Below are 18,166 nucleotides of genomic sequence, written 5' to 3' on the forward strand. Positions count from 1 at the left end.
TTATGAACCTTTTTAAAAAGCTCTTCATTGCAGTTTTACTAACCACTGCAGCTGCAGGGTGTAAAAAACTGGATATTGTTCCGACAGATAAGTTTTCTGACGTAACATTTTGGAAAGTTGACGCAAACGTATACAATGCTTTATACAACAACTATCATTTGATTTATAACGATGCGTTGTATTTCAATAATGAGGCATTGTCTGATAATGCTTATTCTCGCGCAGGAGATCCGGCGATTATAGCGGGTGGAAACGCCACCGCGTCAACCTCTAAATTTGCCGGAGATTGGTCAGGCTATTATTCTGACATAAAATCATGTAACGAATTTTTAACTTTTGTCAATCAAAATACCACGCTTCCAAAAGAGGTATTAAATAGAATGATTGCCGAAACACGTTTCCTACGTGCGTTCGCCCATTTCAACTTAACGAAATGGTATGGAGATGTGCCCTTGGTAACCACCAATATTACTCCGAATGAGGCAAAAGAAATTGCACGTACGCCCAAAGCAGACGTTGTAAATTTTATTATTACCGAATTGGATGCGGCAATAGCAGATTTACCTTCCAAAGATCAGCTTCCGGCAAGCGAGAACGGGAGGATTACCAAAGGAGCGGCATTGGCGCTTGAAGCTAGGGTATTATTGTACCAGGGCGACCGTATGAGCGACGTTGTGGCCGTTTGCGAAAAGCTGATGAACAATCAGGGTGTAAATGGAAACTATTCCTTAAATGCCAACTATACCGATTTGTTTAGCGATAAGGTCATAAATAAGACCAATAATGAAACCATACTTTCTTTGCAATACGTGCCAACAACATACACTTGGTCCGACTTTTTCGATTTTGCACCACTATCCGTTGGCGGACGTGTCATTGCGAACTCGCCAACACAAGAACTTGTGGATAGTTATACAATGCTTAATGGGAAAGCAATTACCGATGCTGGATCTGGTTACGATGAAAACAACCCTTATGTTAACCGCGATCCAAGGCTTACGGCAACAGTTGTTTACAATGGCTATAAATGGGATAACGGCGGAGGCGTGAACGGCGTAAGCAAAACCATTTACATTAAACCAGGTAGCGATCCTTCTGATTCTCCTGCCAATCCCAACGGTCCAGATGAATTTGTTGGAGACAGACAAAGCTCCTCACCAACAGGCTACTATTGGAGAAAATACTTTGACCCTAACGCATTGGCCAGCTATCAATCGGGCTTAAATCTGCATTTATTTAGATATGCCGAAATATTGCTTGATTATGCAGAAGCAAAAAATAGTTTGGGTCAAATGAATGCAGCCGTGTGGAACCAAACTGTAGGTGCCCTCCGTGCTAGAGCTGGTTTCACGGATCCTGGTGCATTAAACTATCCAACAAGTGGAGACATGACCACAATCATCAGACGAGAAAGAAGAGTAGAACTAGCATTCGAAGGACTGCGTGCGGATGACATTAGACGATGGAAAATAGCAGAAAACGTAATGAATGGCTATGCACACGGCGCCAGATACTCTGGAGATTTAACCACAGATAATGGCTACATCAGGGCACAAAAAAGACAATTTAATCCTGCTAGGGACTATTTATGGGCGATACCTGCAAATGATGTTAACCTTGATAAAAATTTAACTCAAAATCCGGGCTATTAATTTTTAACCATTAATTAAAGAAAATGAAGAATTATATAAAATTAAGCTTTGTGGTTCTTTTTGCCATGATTGCGAGTACTTCTTGCAAAAAACAAGAGCGGGCGTTCTCAACTAATGTCGCCCCGGTGAGTATGCTTAACGCACCCGAAAATGCAGCGAGTTTTACGCTTGCTCCTGCCACCGGGCCGAGTATCCAGTTTAAATGGACCGCCACAAGCACACAAGATTTGGTGCTGTATGAGGTTGCCTTCGACAAAGCAGATGGGGATTTTAGCAAACCGATCTACAAAGTATTATCGGATGGTAAGGGTGTACAAACGCAGGCCACAATTACCCAAAAGATTCTCAATACAGTTGCCTCTTTGGCAGGTGTAAATGCGCTGAGCACAGGAACTTTAAAATGGGCAGTAATTACTTCAAAAGCAAATAATGCTATCGTGAGTTCGGCATCAAATGCCATTCAGCTCACAAGACCGGCTGGTTTTGCCGTGCTTCCGGCAGCACTTTATCTAACAGGAACAGCCACAGAGCATGGAACAGACGTGTCGAAAGCCCTACCGTTTAAGAAAATTAGCGACGGCATCTTTGAATTGTACACCTCCCTACAGGCAGGAACCTATACGTTGGTGGATAACATCACAGGAACGCCAATGACCTATTCTATCCAAGGCAATACCTCTGTTGTCGCTGATGGAGTAACAACCATGAGTGGCGACAAAAAAGTGTATAGAATTTCGATTGACTTGAGCAATGCTGCTGCAACTGTTACGCAGATTGTATCTGTGGGCTTCTTTAATGCACCCGACAATAAAGTGTACTTCGAGCTGCCTTACATTGGCAATAGTCAATGGGAAATTGACAACACGATCATCAGCATTCCCAAAGAATCTTATGGCCTTGATAGCAGATACAAATATAAATTTACGGTGATGGATGCCGGCGGAAATGAATCTGTTGAATGGTACGGAAGTATTTCGCGCGACAATTCTGATCCATCTAACACAACACCTGCGTCTTACTATTACATGTATCCGGTGGATAATTCTCAATTTGATTATTGTTTCAAAGTTAACCCAACTTTCAATACCAAAGTTGGTAGCGTTAACGTAAATTACAGTCCTAGCATACCAAATTACACCAATTCGATTATCTTGAAATAAACCAAAATTGGGTTGTAGATTATTGTCTGCAACCCAATTTACATACAATACGAACATGAAAATCAAATTAATTAAGAATCAAACCTTCACGTTGTCGGCATTATTTATTGGGTTGGCGTTTACTTCCTGCTCAAAAAAGAGCGATGTTGCAATGACCCCGCCCCCAACTAATCCCAAGGGAGAAACAACTGTATACAATTATGCATTGTTGGCGGATTCGCTACAAGCGGCTACTTATAGCACGTTTAAATCTGTTAACGGCAACTACTTCATTCAGAACAACACCGGCAATACCACCTTTAACTATTGGCCTAATGCACATGTGTTAGATGTATTAACGGATGGTTATCTGCGCACCAAAAGCACCGTCTATGCTCAGCGGATGAAAGCCTTATTAATAGGCATTAAAATTGCGAATGGAGACGCTTATCCAAATCAGTTTTATGACGACATGGGTTGGTTGGCCAATGCAAGTTTAAGAGACTACAACATTACCAATGATGCGGATTATTTGAATGTTGCTGAGTTACTTTACACAGAAATTAAAGGCGCTTCGAACAATATTGCTGGTGGAGGAATTGCTTGGCAACGCTCACAATTATATTATAAAAACATCCCGTCCACCGGTAATATGGCCATTCTTGCAGCAAGGTTTTATAAGCTGAAAAACAAACCAGAAGACCTTGCTTTAGCCAAAACACTGTACGCTTGGATGAAGACCAATTTGGTGAATGCCAACACTGGAGTAGTATTGGATGGCATCAATAGGAACCAAGACGGACAGGTGGACAACTGGGTATTTACCTATAACCAAGGCCTTTTTATTGGTTCGGCGGTGGAGCTGTACAACGTAACCAAAGACCCAGCGTATTTACTAGACGCAACGGTTACTGCTAACAATGCGATTGCGGATCCAAACTTAACTGTCAATGGTATTTTTAAGGATGAAGGGCAAGGTGATGGTGGCCTATTTAAAGGGGTTGCTGTACGCTACCTCACACTGCTTGCAGAAGTGCCAGATCTTGATGAAGCTAGCAGAACGAAATACGTTAATTTTCTGCAGAAAAACGCACAAACGTTATACACAAAAGGAATAGCCAGACCATCATTGATGACTAGCTCAAACTGGGGTGTAATGCCCGCTAGCAGTACAGACCTCACAACCCAATTAAGCGGAGAGATGATGATAGAAGCCGCAGCCGCGTTGACGGCAGACGGTAAAATAAAGTAGCCTAATAAACCCAATGGTTAGGAAATTATCAAGGCTCTTGTTTTGCCCTTCCGTTGGGTTATTTTAGCTTTAGAGTATTTTTCGAGTGTGTAAGATTGGGTATTCGCGCTTTGGGGAGAGCCGGAATGGACTCAACGCTAAGACGATAAACTGTATTTTAGCTCCCGACATCAACCATGCTCTTCATCGTATTTAAAAAGCTTATTAAAACGAATTGTCTTTAGCATATAGGCGGTAAAAATCTAGTTCGCTTTGGGCTGAGCAGCCATCAAACGATTTATTTTCGTTAAGTACGAAATACGCTTTTATATGGCAGAGTCTTAATCGTTTTTAATTATTTTAGATCATCTGTAATATCAGCAAAACCAAAGTCGCGAACTATCCTAATGGGATGTCCGTATTTTCTCCTATTAGTTGCTTTTTCAACCTTAAGCCCCTAGCATGCAAAAGCCCAAGCGAGATTGCCACTGTCGCCAATAACGTAGTAATCTGTTTTTAACTTTATGTTATCGGTAGGGATCCACCCAATTTTATAATTTCCTTCTTTAAACTTCCTCAGTTTATTCTTAATAGGATACCTGTATTACAAAATGATTTACCAATAAAAAACACATTAGGCCGGCTAGTGCATAGGCCAGAAATGTTGACGTCAAGAATATCTCATTCAATTTGCTCATTTCTAGTAGAATCTTGGAGATTTACGAATTCTTTGAATTAAGCTTTAATATTAATCTCTCTTCAATATCAATCCTATTATCGGCCAACACAGATGATAACCTGAATTACTTTGCGTTTTGTAAAACAAAATAAAATTGAACAGTTCGAAATCGCCTTCATACAGGCGGAAAAATTTATCTCTTCCATGTACAAAAGTCGAACTAAAAACGAGTTCAATTCAAAGGCGAGGGATGAATGACCTAACAAAATAAAACGAAAAAATATCGAAAGCTAGGAGACTACTCCTCGATGAAGACATTGATTCGGCAGACTACAAAGCGATAAAAGCGGAATGTGACGCTGTAATTGCTCGTTTAGAATCAAAACTACAGGGTCTGTCAGAAGTGAAAACAGTCCGTTTAGACATCAATAAATTGATTGATAGGATCATTTTAACGTTTTGTAATTTGGATAAAGAGTTTGAAAACGCAACGTTAAAAAAGCAACGCCATTTTTTGAGTTCCCTTTTCCCCGAAAAAACCGAGTTTGACGGAGTCGAACATCGAACACCTAGGACAAATGATCTAGCTCACGCAATATGTTTGATTAACAGAAAGTTAGAAGGCGTAAAAACAAATACAGCGCCTGTCATGGGAGCAATTTCACTGCTCCACATAGCCAATCACTTCCGTGACTTCCGTCTGCTCAAATATTTCTTAAACGAAGTGTATATATGTAAAACCTAAAAAAGACTATCCCATATAAAGACCTATGTACCCTTTTTTCAAGAACACCTAATCACTAATAACCTAACAATCAATTTGTTATATTTGTACATGGGATTAGTTGAGGAAAACATAGCGTTGAAAGTGTTGACAAGTCAACGTAGGGTGCTAGCGTGGATAAGAAAAAGAATATTATTGTCAAGCACCGAAATATAAGTCTTAGCTTATGCCAAGACGAGAGAAATATTCTCTGTATATGAACTAAAAAGATTCTATCCTGAAATAAATATACAACAACTTAGAAACGCAATTTTAAGACTGGAGGAAAATGGATTTTTAGAATTAGCAACTAGAGGCATAAAGAATAGGCCATCCATTTATTGGCTTTCTTCAAAAGGCAGGAAACTTATCAATTATTATTTAAAGACGATAATATAGAAATTGAAATTAATAATTTATCTAATCACCAGCCTTAATATATTGGCCAACTCTGAAAAAATTTCCAACAATACCTAAATAATAATCCTCATATGTCCGTCCATAACCATAGAAGCGATATGTGAAAACGGAACAGATAAACAAATTGTATTCACGTCCGACGTTTGCTCTCCTTCTCGCATCGTCATGCAAAAACGTCCTGAATGCCGTAATCGATGGATTAGTTATCAAAAGGAATAATAATCCGAAAATAAGCCACTTATGAAGCTCCTTAATTTTTTTAGAGAGTTCATCTTTAATTTTCGTTAATCTATTAGTTTGAAACCAATACTTTAAAGTATCGGCAAATGTAGCGCTGAAAATGAACTCTGTGCCTAACCGACTAAAATAAATGATTAGTAGACATTTCCGCTAAATTGCTGATCACGAAAAATCACCTCCATAAATTTTATCATCTTGTTTTAATTTGTTCATATTTGAAATAAAAATTGATTTTCTTAAATAATGTTCGAACAGACCTTTAAAAACATAGATGACATACTGCATAAAGACGCAGGTTGTGGAAGCGAATTAGATTATGTAGAGCAAACCTCTTGGGTGCTTTTTCTAAAATACCTTGCCGATTTAGAGCAAGATAAAAATACCGCAGCAGAACTTACAGGTAAAACATACAATTACATTATCTCTCCAGAATACCAATGGAATACTTGGGCAGCGCCGAAATTAGAAAACGGTAAAATAGATCATAATGCTTTAACTGGTGATGACCTAAATGATTTTGTAAACATTCAATTGTTTCCATACCTTAAAAAATTTAAGATTGAGGCAGAGAGTGCCGATACCATCGAATATAAAATCGGCGAAATTTTTAGCGAACTCAAAAACCGCATTCAAAGTGGCTACAACCTACGTGAAGTAATTAACCGTATTGATGAACTTAGGTTTAGAACCAGTGCCGAAAAGCACGAAATGAGCCATTTGTACGAAGCTAAAATACAGAACATGGGCAATGCCGGCCGTAATGGTGGCGAATACTATACCCCACGCCCATTAATTAAAACCATTGTTAAGGTTGTTGCGCCAAAAATAGGCGATACCATTTATGATGGTGCTGTTGGCAGTGCAGGCTTTTTATGCGAAGCATTTGACTACCTAAAAAACAGCAAAGCTTTAACCACAAAAGACACGGAAACGTTACAAAAGAAAACTTTTTACGGCAAAGAGAAAAAATCATTAGCCTACATTATAGGCATTATGAATATGATTTTACATGGTGTAGAAGCACCAAACATTATACATACCAATACCCTTGCAGAAAACATTGCCGACATCCAAGAAAAAGACCGTTACGATGTAATATTGGCAAACCCGCCTTTTGGTGGAAAGGAACGGGCGGAAGTACAACAGAATTTCCCAATAAAAACTGGCGAAACCGCTTCTTTATTTCTACAACATTTTGTTAAAATTTTAAAAGCAGGCGGACAAGCTGGCGTAGTAATAAAAAATACTTTTTTAAGCAACACCGATAATGCCAGTGTAAGTCTGCGCAAATTGCTTTTAGAAAACTGCAACCTGCATACGGTATTAGATTTGCCCGGCGGTACATTTACTGGTGCCGGCGTAAAAACGGTCGTGTTGTTTTTCGAAAAAGGAAGTGCCACCCAAAAAGTATGGTTTTACCAATTAAACTTAGCTAGAAACCTAGGCAAAACCAATGCATTAAACGAGAAAGATTTAAGCGAATTTGTTGAGTTACAAAAAACAAAAGCCGACAGCGAAAATTCTTGGAGCGTTGATGTTAAAAATATAGACCAAAGCACTTTCGATCTTTCTGCCAAAAACCCTAATAAAAAAGAAGAAGCTGCTTTGCGCAACCCGCAAGAAATCTTAGCAGAAATAAAAGACTTGGATGAAAAATCCGCCGATATTTTAAACTCAATTTTGGAGTTGATATGAGAGCAGGCTGGGAAATAAAAAAGTTAGGAGATGTATGTTCTATTGGAGATGGAAATTATTCTGCCAAATATCCGAAGGCATCAGAGTTTGTTGATAGCGGTGTTCCATTCTTAACCGCAACAAATTTGAAATCTGGCACAATTGTATCGGAGGGCATTAGGTATATTTCGAAGGAACAACATGCCATGTTAAAAAAAGGTCATGTCTTAAAAAATGATTTAGTCATTGTTGTAAGAGGAAGTAGCACAGGGAATAATAGTATTGTGCAAGCAAAATATGAAGGTTCAAATCTTAATTCACAATTGGCTTATTTAAGAGTAAAAGATAATGAGTTAGATAGTAGATATTTATTTTCAGTTTTTAATAGTCCTGGAGTTAAAAAAGTTGTTTTATATGCAATTACCGGTTCAGCACAGCCTCAATTGCCAAACAATAAATTATTAGATATTTGTATTCCCATTCCTCCTCTTCCCGAGCAACAACGCATCGTAGCCATATTAGATAAGGCCTTTGCTGCCATATCCAAAGCAAAAGCCAATGAAGAACAAAACCTTCGGAATGCGAAAGAACTTTTTGAGAGTTATTTGCAAGGGGTGTTTGAGAATAAAGGAGAAGATTGGGAAGAAAAAAACTTAGAAGACTTGGCAGATGAAAAATGCACATTGTCATACGGAATTGTTCAACCGGGAGAAGAATACCCAGATGGTTTACCCGTAATTAGACCTACTGATTTAAAAAGTAAATTTATAAGTCTGAATGGGTTAAAAAGAATTGACCCCAAAATATCTGAGGGATATAAAAGAACCAAATTAGTAGGAGATGAGCTGTTACTTTGCGTTCGAGGAACAACAGGATTAGTTTCAGTTGCAACAAAGGACTTAAAAGATGCAAATGTTACACGAGGTATCGTGCCTATTCGCTTAGATGTAACAGCTATCAGTCAAGAATTTGGATATTATTTACTTATTTCGAATTACATACAAAGGCAAATTAAAGCAAAGACTTATGGCGCAGCATTAATGCAAATTAATATAGGTGACCTGAGAAAGCTAAATACTCCTTATCCACCATTAAAAACCCAACAAACCATTGTTGTCAGACTCGATGCGATATCTACCGAAAGCAAAAAACTACAAACCATTTATCAACAAAAAATAAATAATCTAGAGGAGTTGAAAAAAAGTATTTTGCAAAAGGCTTTTAGTGGGGAATTGAGAATTTAACAATCAAATGGTTGACAAACTATAAATTACAGGTATATTTGTCAACCAAAAATCTAATTATTATGGAAGCGATCATCGGAAATCGAATTAAAAATTCGAGAATTCATAGGAGTTTATCCCTCCAAGAAGTAGCAGACCGTATTGGTGTTTCTAAACAAATGGTTAACAAATATGAACTGGGTAAATCTGTGCCCAGTAGCCAGAAGCTTATTTCATTATCTAAACTTTTCGATCAGAAAATAGATTATTTTTTTAGAAAGCCAGAAGTAGCCATAGGCGAAATTAGCTTTAGGAAAAAAAGTAAGTTCAGCGTTAAGAAAGTAAACGCCCTTAAAGAAGAGATTCGGATACAGATAGAAAACTATTTATATATAGAAAATATCTGTCATGTGGCAGCAAATTTTTCAAACCCTTTGCAACACTTTATTATAAATTCTGAAAGCGATATAGTGCTTGCTGTTAAAGCGCTGCAAACCAATTGGGCGATCGGTCAAAATGCCATACACAACATTATAGATTTACTAGAGGACAATAACATAAAGGTTATAGAGGTTGAGGAGGCTGAAGGTAATTTTGATGGCCTTGCTACCATTGTTGATGACAACTACCACGTTATCGTTATTAACAAAAACATGCAAATAGAGCGCAAGCGATTTACTTTATTGCATGAACTGGCACATTTGCTTTTACCCATTGGAAATCTAGATATTAAACAGCAAGAAAAATATTGTAATGCATTTGCATCAGAGATGTTGTTGCCAGAGCAAGCTGCAAAATTGGCATTTGGCAACCAAAGACATGCTATTGCTTTTGAAGAGTTAAAGAACATCCAAGAAAAGTTTGGCATCAGCATATCTGCCATTGTTTTCAAATTGGGCAATATAAAAGTGATGTCTCAAGAAAGGGTAAAAAGTTTTTACATGCGGCTTAATAGTGATGCAGATTTGAAAGCACTTGTAGAAAAATCGAGATTTGACGGAGTCGAACAATGTAGTAGATATGAGAATTTAGTCTATCGTGCAGTTTCAGAAGAATTGATTTCTATGAGTAAAGCATCTTCGTTGTTGCACCTTTCCTTACAAGGTCTAAAGAAAAATTTACTTGTAAATCTCCGCTAACGTGAAACTCCACATCAACGATGCCAATATTTTGATAGACATAGTGCAACTCGATTTGGTTGAAGCATTTTTGTTATTAAACTTCGAATTATACACAACAAACTTTGTATTTGCCGAATTAGAACAAGCGCAACAAGATGTTTTAAAATCAGAAAAATTAATAATTATTAGCCCCACTGAAAATGAGTTGTTTGCTATTGCCGATATGACCAACATACATAACGGGTTGAGTTTCGAAGATTGTTCCGTATGGTATTTTGCAGAAAAAATGAAAGGTATCTTAGTAACTGGTGATGGAAGTTTAAGAAAAAAAAGCAAAAGCATCTGGTACCGAGTTGAAGGGAATTATTTATCTCATTGAAGAAATTAAGGGGCAAAACATTATCGACACACCTGTTTGTATTGAAAAAATGAAAGCACTACAAGCGCTAAATAGTAGATTGCCCATAATAGAAATTACCACAAGAATTGGTCTATGGCAGACAGAAATAAATAATTAGAATTACATAAAGTATCTTATATGATGGTGATATTAGTGTAGTTAAAAAACAAAAATCATTAAATGTCGTGCCTAACAGCACAATTGTTATGTGATACAATGAAGAACTACTCTAGAATATACTCTACTTAAAGAAATATTCTATTGCGTAAAACTTGCTAGAAAAATGATAAAAACTCAATAGAAACTCAATAGAACAATTAATACCTCTCCTAAATGAATGAAGCAGAAACACGGGCAGAACTAATTGATCCAAAACTACGCGCTTGTGGTTGGGGCATTATAGAAGGTTCAAAAATTCTTCGTGAGCGCAATGCTAAAATAACCGATGGTAAAATTAATGTAGGTGGCACCCGTAGTAAACCTATGATAGCGGACTATATCTTGGTATATAAGGGTATCAAGTTAGCCGTGGTAGAAGCTAAAAGCGATGAGCTTGAAGTTGGCGAAGGTGTTGCGCAAGCTAAATTATATGCAAACAAGCTAAATTTAGAAACTACCTACGCTACAAACGGCAAAGAAATTTATTATATATGTCTTAAAACAGGCACGGAGAAACTGGTTACTGATTATTTAACGCCCGATGAACTTTGGGACAAGACTTTCACGCTACAGAACGAGTGGAGAGAGAAATTTGCAGCCGTCCCATTCGAAGATAAAAGTGGAAGTTGGCAATTGCGATATTATCAAGAACTTGCCGTAGAGAATACTTTAGAGGCACTTGCCAATAACAAACAACGCATTTTATTAACCTTAGCCACAGGAACAGGCAAAACGGCAATAGCATTTCAAATTGCTTGGAAACTATTTCAAACTCGATGGAATTTGAGTCGTGATGGAAGTAGAAGGCCCAGAATTTTGTTTTTAGCAGATAGAAATATCCTAGCCGATCAAGCTTTTAACTCATTTTCTGCTTTCCCCGAAGATGCATTGGTTAGGATTAGTCCAAAAGAAATTAGTAAAAAGGGAAGTGTGCCAACTAACGGCAGTATCTTCTTTACCATTTTTCAAACTTTTATGTCTGGAACGGATGCTGAAGGTAAATCATCACCATATTTTGGAGCATACCCAGCAGATTATTTCGACTTTATTATTGTTGATGAATGCCATAGAGGAGGTGCGAATGACGAAGGTAACTGGAGAGGTATTTTAGAATATTTCAGCGCTGCGGTTCAGTTGGGATTAACGGCTACTCCGAAGAGAAATGAGAATGTGGACACCTATAAATATTTTGGAGAACCTGTTTATATCTATTCACTCAAAGAGGGCATAAACGATGGCTTCTTAACACCTTTTAAGGTTAAACGCTTCAAGACAACTTTAGATGATTATATATACACCAGCGACGATCAAATTATAGAGGGAGAAATTGAAGAGGAAAGGTTATACACCGAGCCAGACTTTAATAAAATTATCGAAATAAAAGCACGGGAGGCTAAGCGAGTTCAAATTTATATGAACGAAGCTAATCAAAAAGAAAAAGCGATCATATTTTGTGCAACCCAAGACCACGCTGCAGCCGTTAGAGATTTGGTAAACCAAAATAAAAAAGACAAAAATCCAAACTATTGCGTTCGTGTAACCGCAAACGATGGTGAGATTGGCGAGCAATTTTTAAGAGAATTTCAAGATAATGAAAAAACCATTCCGGCAATCTTAACCACTTCTCAAAAATTATCAACTGGTGTAGATGCAAGAAACATTAGGAATATTGTTTTAATGCGCCCGGTAAACTCCATGATTGAGTTTAAGCAGATTGTTGGAAGGGGAACACGTTTATTTGACGGAAAAGAATTTTTTACCATTTACGATTTCGTTGACGCTTATCATCACTTTGCAGATCCTGCTTGGGATGGAGAACCTTTAGAGCCTGAAGGCTATAATGCAGAAGAGCCGTCCGGAGATTATACCAAAAGTGATCAAACGAAATCTAAATCTGGTGATGGAGAATCTAAAGAACGGATAAAAAGGATAAAGATAAAACTGCGTGATGGGAAAGAAAGAGATATTCAATTTATGATGTCCACCTCTTTCTGGAGTGCAGATGGTAAGCCAATATCAGCCGAAGAGTTTTTAAATAATTTATTTGGAGAATTACCTAACCTTTTTAAAAGCGAGGATGAACTACGTGAAATCTGGAGCAACCCAATAACTCGGAAAGATTTGTTGGCAAGGTTAGAAGAAGCCGGTTTTGGAAAAGACGAATTATATACGCTTCAACAGTTAATAGATGCAGAAAAAAGTGACCTATTTGACGTTTTAGAATATGTTTTTAATAGTGATGTTAAACCTATGTCGCGAGAGGCGCGTGTAGCGGCAGCGCAAGCAACAATATTTGCGCTATTAAACAACAAACAAAAAGAATTTATAGAGTTTGTATTAACGAAATATATCGAAACAGGTGTAGAAGAACTCGATCAGGAAAAACTTCCCATATTGCTTACAAACAAATATCATTCTTTAGAAGATGCGAAAAGCGTGCTGGGAAGCACATCAAATATCAGCTCTCTGTTTATAGAATTTCAGCGACACTTATATCAACAGGGGGTTGCTTAAATGGTCAGATAATGTCAACAAATATCAAAGATGGTAGAACTTGAGTACTATAATTTTCAAATCAAAAATTTAGATGGGTATTATTTGTTCAGATATTTTAGTTCGTTGACGCGGTTAGAGTCATTTCTAAAAGAAGGCATTCATTTGGCAAGGGCTGATAAGTTTTCAGATAATTTGGAGTGCATACGCAAAAAGGAAATGATTACAGGGAATTATATCCAGAGCATAACCCACATCTATCCATTGAAAAACTGAACGGATTAAAAAACGAGTTCCAAGAAAAACTAAGAGACATCGCAAACACGCTAAAGTTAAATCAGAAAAAATACTTCATTTCATGTTGGTATATCTCAAATACCAAACTTGAAGACGAACTAATGTGGAGATCCTATGGCAAAGGTTCTGAAGAGAAAGAACCTACGGAGGGCTTCATGATCAAAATTAATCTGAAAGACTTTATACAAAACCTTCAATCCCTCTCTTCCGACCTAATCCATTTGAAAAGCTAATCCTTGGCCAAGTAAGATATTATGACTTTTCCAATAACGAAAACATTATGGAAGTTAAATACGCTGGATTTAGAAAACACGCTTCATTTTCAAGTGAAAAAGAATTTAGGATTTATTTAAAAATAAAGCCGGAAGTGAAGCTTCTATATTCATAAAACCCCAAAGAAGCTTTTATGAGGACACTATTATCTACAGTCATCCAAATACTCCAGATGAAAAATTTTTATTTGCCACGCGAAGATTAAAACTCTTTAAAAAAGATTTAAATATGTCTGAATTACAAATGTGGTACAAGCTTAAACTGTTATAGATATTTGAAACTATCTCCAATTTAATTGAACAGTAACTACAGCTCTTACTACTTTTCTTAAAATTCGTTAAAATGTGTCCGAAATGTGTCCGAAAGATAAAAAACAATAATATAACTAATTGTAAATCAGTCTTATTATTGTTTTCATGGTGGTCCCGACGAGAATCGAACTCATATCTAAAGTTTAGGAAACTTCTATTCTATCCGTTGAACTACGGGACCAATTTTAATTTTAACTTATCAACTTTAAGTTAAAGCTTTATACTTAATTGGCATGATAAAATCGCTTTCAAGACGGTTTAAAAGGACAATTAATTACGGCAAATATAATCAAATTTCTGAGCCTGGGAATAGAAGTTTTTCGCAATTTAAAGCGCTTGATTCCTAATTAGAAAAATGCAAGCACTAGCTCAATGAGCTCCAAGAAATGCGACTAACGTAGAAATTCTGTAGCAGGACGAACTGGCTTCTTTTTCTTCCACCAAATAATAAAACCAGTAATGGGTAAACTTGCGGCGATAAAACTTGCGAAAAAAGCCAAAATCTTTCCTGTTAAGCCCAAAATAGCACCGACATGAATGTCATAATTCATGCTCACCACCACCTCGCCGGCATTTTTCTCCGACTGATTTCGACGGTTAAGAAGTTTTCCCGAATACTGATCGAATTGCAAAGCGTCGAAATCCCAATACGTCTCATCGCCACGATACCCAGATGCATAAATTACCCCGTCGCCAGTACCAGCCGCCAGGGACATCCCGATTCTGTCGGCATCTTTAAATTCTTTCTGTGCGCTCGCAAAAGCAAGGTCGAATGGGTTCGTTGTGCCGGCTTTGCTCGAATCCGATTTGGCTGTTACCTCTGCTGGTGGGGTAATGCTTCTGGAAGCTACGACATAAACCGTCTTTTGAAACCACTGAAATGCAAATACCATTCCAGACAGGCCGAGCATCAAGCAAATGATCATCACATAAAAGCCCAAAACATTGTGCAGGTCGTAATTTACGCGCTTAAATTTTGCGCTCCACTTTATCTTAAAGCTTTTATCTACATTGGATTTTTTTAGGTTTTTAGGCCACCACATCACCATGCCAGAAATCAATAAAAACACAAAAATTACCGTTGCCCAACCTGTAATCTGTTGCCCAATAGGATGATTTATTAAAAAGCTCCAATGCAACATTTTAACAACCGAAAAAAACTCATATTTCAGATCTAAAACTAGGGTAACTTTGCCGGTGTACGGATTTACAAAAACCAGATCGTAATGGTCGATGGAATCGAAATACCAAAATGCATTTGGATTCCCGACTTGATAACTCATAAATTCCCAAGCTCTTTCGGGTGTTTTATGAGACGTAATGTAGGTTACTTTCTTTTGTCCACCAAGGGCTTTTTCCGCATTTGCGTTTAAAACGCTTAACGGTAAAGTGGTTAAATTTGAGGGCGGATGGACAAAAATTTCCTCTTTATGAATATATTCGGTAATCTCTTTTTGAAAAGAGAAAATACAACCAGTTATCCCTAAAAAGAAAACAATAAGGCCGGAGCCAATGCCCAACCATAAGTGCAGCCAATCGCTAACTCTTCGTAGCTTAGATTTTTTATGTTTTCTTTTTAAAGATTTTGCTAACCGCACCATAGGCTAAATTTTAACAACTTTGTTTTCTTAAAATTTATAGGTAACACTCCCGGTAAAAGTTCTTAAATCTTGTGGATTCATGGTGCTGTAACCTGTCCAATATTTTTGATCGGTCAAATTATCTACTTTGGCTCCAATTCTAAATCTAGGATGATCGTAAAAAACAGAAGCGTTAAATACTTCGTAAGCTGGCAAAATAAACACGCCCTGACTTACGCTATTTACAATTTTATTGTCGCTTGCATAGTTTCCACCTGCACCAAGTCCAAAACCTCTTAACGAACCTGTGTTAAATTTATAACTGATCCATAAATTAGCAGAATAAGGCGCTGCAGAATACGCATCTCTTCTCCCTTCAACATCTGCAGAAGCATTTTCTAAATGGTTATCGTTATAAGCAAAGCCTGCAATAATGTTTAGCCCGCTAATTGGATTGGCAACAATTTCTGCTTCCAAACCTTTGCTAATTTTATTTCCATCTTGAATTTGCGCATTTGGATTCGAAGGATCACCGTTATAACCTCTAACAATGTCTTTAACCTTAATGTAATAGTAAGATACAGATCCACTAAATTTATTGCCAAACGCATTCATTTTAACACCACCTTCCATTTGGTTGGCCTGCTCTGGTTTAAAACTATTGCCTTGATAATCTATGCCATTCACATTATTAAAACCATTTTGATAATTGGCGAATACAGACAGCTGATCTTTAATTGGCTGATAAACAAGCCCGAATTTTGGCGAGAAAGCAGTTTGTTTGTAAGCGCCGTTAGCTGGCGAACCAGCACGGTCAGAATTACCTTTGTAATCGTATCTATCAACCCTTAACGCTGCCAAAGCTATTAATCTGTCTGTTACATTTATTACGTCAGATGCGTAAGCGCTATATGTGTTTGATTTATAGTTGCTTGGATAGTTAAAAACAACATTTGGGTCTTTTGCATTCGCAGCATAAAAAGCGGCTAGATTAGTCTCATTAAAGTTATTGTAATTCGGGCCTTTCCCATTTTTGCTGGTTAAATCAAAAGTATTTATAGAATAAAATAGTTGATCGGAATTTTGGCGCAAATAATCCAAGCCCAAAACTATTCTATTTTTAACCGAGCCTATATTAAACGTTCCGTTAAAATTTTGTTGAATGTCATAAGTGTATGATTTGCTATGGTCTGTTGATTGGTCTCCTCTTGAAAGATTATCTGCGCCTGGCGCAGCTCCAGGCGTAACAACACTGTTTGGCACTAAGAACAAGTAAGAACCTCGACCGTTTGAGAAACTATAACCGCTGGAAATGCTGGTATGAGAAGACCAGTTTTCGTTGAATTTGTAGTTTGCTTGCGTAAAGAAATTTTCGCTCTTGTATTTTTGTCTGATGCCATTTCCAATGAAAGACTTATCATAAGCTACGCCAGCTTCATCGGCCCTGTCGAAGCCCAAATCAGCTACAGGAAAATAAAAGAAAACAAACGGTTTTACAGTGTTAATGCCATTCGCTATTTCTGCATCAACCGAAAAATCTAACTTATCGTTAACCCTATAAGAAATGCTTGGGGCAAGGAAGATACCTCGATCAAATACGTTATCTTGAAAAGAGCCCTTATAATTATAGGAAGCATTTAATCGCGCATAAATTTTATTATTTTTATCTAATGGAAAGTTAAAATCGGTACTTACTCTATTTAGATCATAACTGCCGGCCGAGTAGGTTACTTCGCCACCAGTTCCCTCAAATGGTTTTTTGGTGATGCGATTTATCAAACCACCGTAGGAGGTTAACGTACTTCCAAACAACGTTGCAGACGGGCCTTTAATCACCTCGACACTTTCTAAGTTGGCGGCGTCATTTCGGCTAGTTACCGTTCCAGCAATTCCATTTCTCAATTTCGATTGAACTATAAAACCCCTAGAGGCATAATACGCACCGCCATCGCCTCCACGAGAAGTAGCGTCCCACATTTTCTGAATGCCCGTAGCGTTCCGAGTGGCGTCATCTACCGAAAATACCATCTGATCAACTAAAGTTTGCTTTGAAATGGTGGTGTACACTTGAGGATTTTCTAAATTTGTTAGCGGCATTTTAGATACATAAGCGCTCTTTTTCGTCGCGTATTTATTTACGCGCCCTTGATTGATGTTTACTTCATTCAGTTGATTTGAACTCTGATCGATTACAAAATCAATGGTTTCATCTTCACCAGCTGTTACCACAATATTTTTTTCAATACTTTGCAATCCTACTCCCGATGCTTTGAGCACATAATTGCCAGCTTTTACCCGTTGGATTTCAAATTTGCCCTTCTCATTGGTCATGTCATTTAGCCCTTTTCCCTTTAAACCTATGGTGATGTAGGTTGCCGGCTTACCGTCCGAAGTAGTCACTGTGCCCTTAACGCTAGAAAATTGTTGTGCAAACGCAATTACAGTTAGTAGAGAAAATATAATCGTTATCGCAGCAGACTTTATATTTGTCATTTATTTTTAATTGGATTA

The 18,166-nt window shown here is 37.6% G+C and carries 11 protein-coding genes and 1 tRNA gene; 9 read left to right on the forward strand and 3 right to left on the reverse strand.

The genetic code is table 11. The annotated features are described in order from the left end of the window. The first annotated feature begins 2 nt into the window (after positions 1-2). The 9 genes from ACVWYG_RS11760 to ACVWYG_RS11800 all read left to right on the forward strand — a co-directional run bounded on the left by ACVWYG_RS11760 (position 3) and on the right by ACVWYG_RS11800 (position 13,724). Positions 3-1,652, forward strand: a complete 1,650-nt coding sequence (locus tag ACVWYG_RS11760) for a RagB/SusD family nutrient uptake outer membrane protein (RefSeq protein ID WP_457270417.1) — start codon at positions 3-5, stop codon at positions 1,650-1,652. A gap of 23 nt (positions 1,653-1,675) precedes the next feature. Beyond that, complete coding sequence (locus ACVWYG_RS11765) at positions 1,676-2,812, forward strand: SusE domain-containing protein (protein WP_457270418.1); 1,137 nt, start codon at positions 1,676-1,678, stop codon at positions 2,810-2,812. 55 nt (positions 2,813-2,867) lie between these two features. After that, positions 2,868-4,043, forward strand: a complete 1,176-nt coding sequence (locus ACVWYG_RS11770) for a glycoside hydrolase family 76 protein (RefSeq protein WP_457270419.1) — start codon at positions 2,868-2,870, stop codon at positions 4,041-4,043. Positions 4,044-6,367: 2,324 nt separating this feature from the next. Further along, the gene (locus ACVWYG_RS11775) at positions 6,368-7,819 is read left to right on the forward strand and encodes an N-6 DNA methylase (protein WP_457270420.1); all 1,452 of its coding nucleotides are present in this window, start codon (positions 6,368-6,370) and stop codon (positions 7,817-7,819) included. Next, a complete protein-coding gene (locus ACVWYG_RS11780; protein WP_457270421.1) occupies positions 7,816-9,042 on the forward strand; it encodes a restriction endonuclease subunit S in 1,227 nt (408 codons plus the stop codon). Before ACVWYG_RS11775 ends, ACVWYG_RS11780 begins: the two co-directional genes overlap by 4 nt. A 62-nt stretch (positions 9,043-9,104) precedes the next feature. Next, a complete protein-coding gene (locus tag ACVWYG_RS11785; protein ID WP_457270422.1) occupies positions 9,105-10,160 on the forward strand; it encodes a helix-turn-helix domain-containing protein in 1,056 nt (351 codons plus the stop codon). 1 nt (position 10,161) lies between these two features. Beyond that, positions 10,162-10,521, forward strand: a complete 360-nt coding sequence (locus tag ACVWYG_RS11790) for a hypothetical protein (protein ID WP_457270423.1) — start codon at positions 10,162-10,164, stop codon at positions 10,519-10,521. Between the two features lie 354 nt (positions 10,522-10,875). Then, positions 10,876-13,215 carry an EcoAI/FtnUII family type I restriction enzme subunit R gene (gene hsdR / locus ACVWYG_RS11795; protein ID WP_457270424.1) on the forward strand — a complete coding sequence of 780 codons (2,340 nt, stop codon included), beginning with the start codon at positions 10,876-10,878 and terminating at the stop codon, positions 13,213-13,215. Between the two features lie 179 nt (positions 13,216-13,394). After that, positions 13,395-13,724, forward strand: a complete 330-nt coding sequence (locus ACVWYG_RS11800; RefSeq protein WP_457270425.1) for a hypothetical protein — start codon at positions 13,395-13,397, stop codon at positions 13,722-13,724. 457 nt (positions 13,725-14,181) lie between these two features. Here ACVWYG_RS11800 and ACVWYG_RS11805 read toward each other — a convergent pair. The 3 genes from ACVWYG_RS11805 to ACVWYG_RS11815 all read right to left on the reverse strand — a co-directional run bounded on the left by ACVWYG_RS11805 (position 14,182) and on the right by ACVWYG_RS11815 (position 18,148). Continuing rightward, positions 14,182-14,256 (reverse strand) — tRNA-Arg (locus tag ACVWYG_RS11805). A 211-nt stretch (positions 14,257-14,467) separates the two neighbouring features. Next, positions 14,468-15,676, reverse strand: a complete 1,209-nt coding sequence (locus ACVWYG_RS11810; RefSeq protein ID WP_457270426.1) for a PepSY-associated TM helix domain-containing protein — start codon at positions 15,674-15,676, stop codon at positions 14,468-14,470. 27 nt (positions 15,677-15,703) lie between these two features. After that, a complete protein-coding gene (locus ACVWYG_RS11815) occupies positions 15,704-18,148 on the reverse strand; it encodes a TonB-dependent receptor domain-containing protein (RefSeq protein ID WP_457270427.1) in 2,445 nt (814 codons plus the stop codon). Between the last annotated feature and the right edge of the window lie 18 nt (positions 18,149-18,166).

The organism is Pedobacter sp. UYEF25, assembly GCF_054061655.1.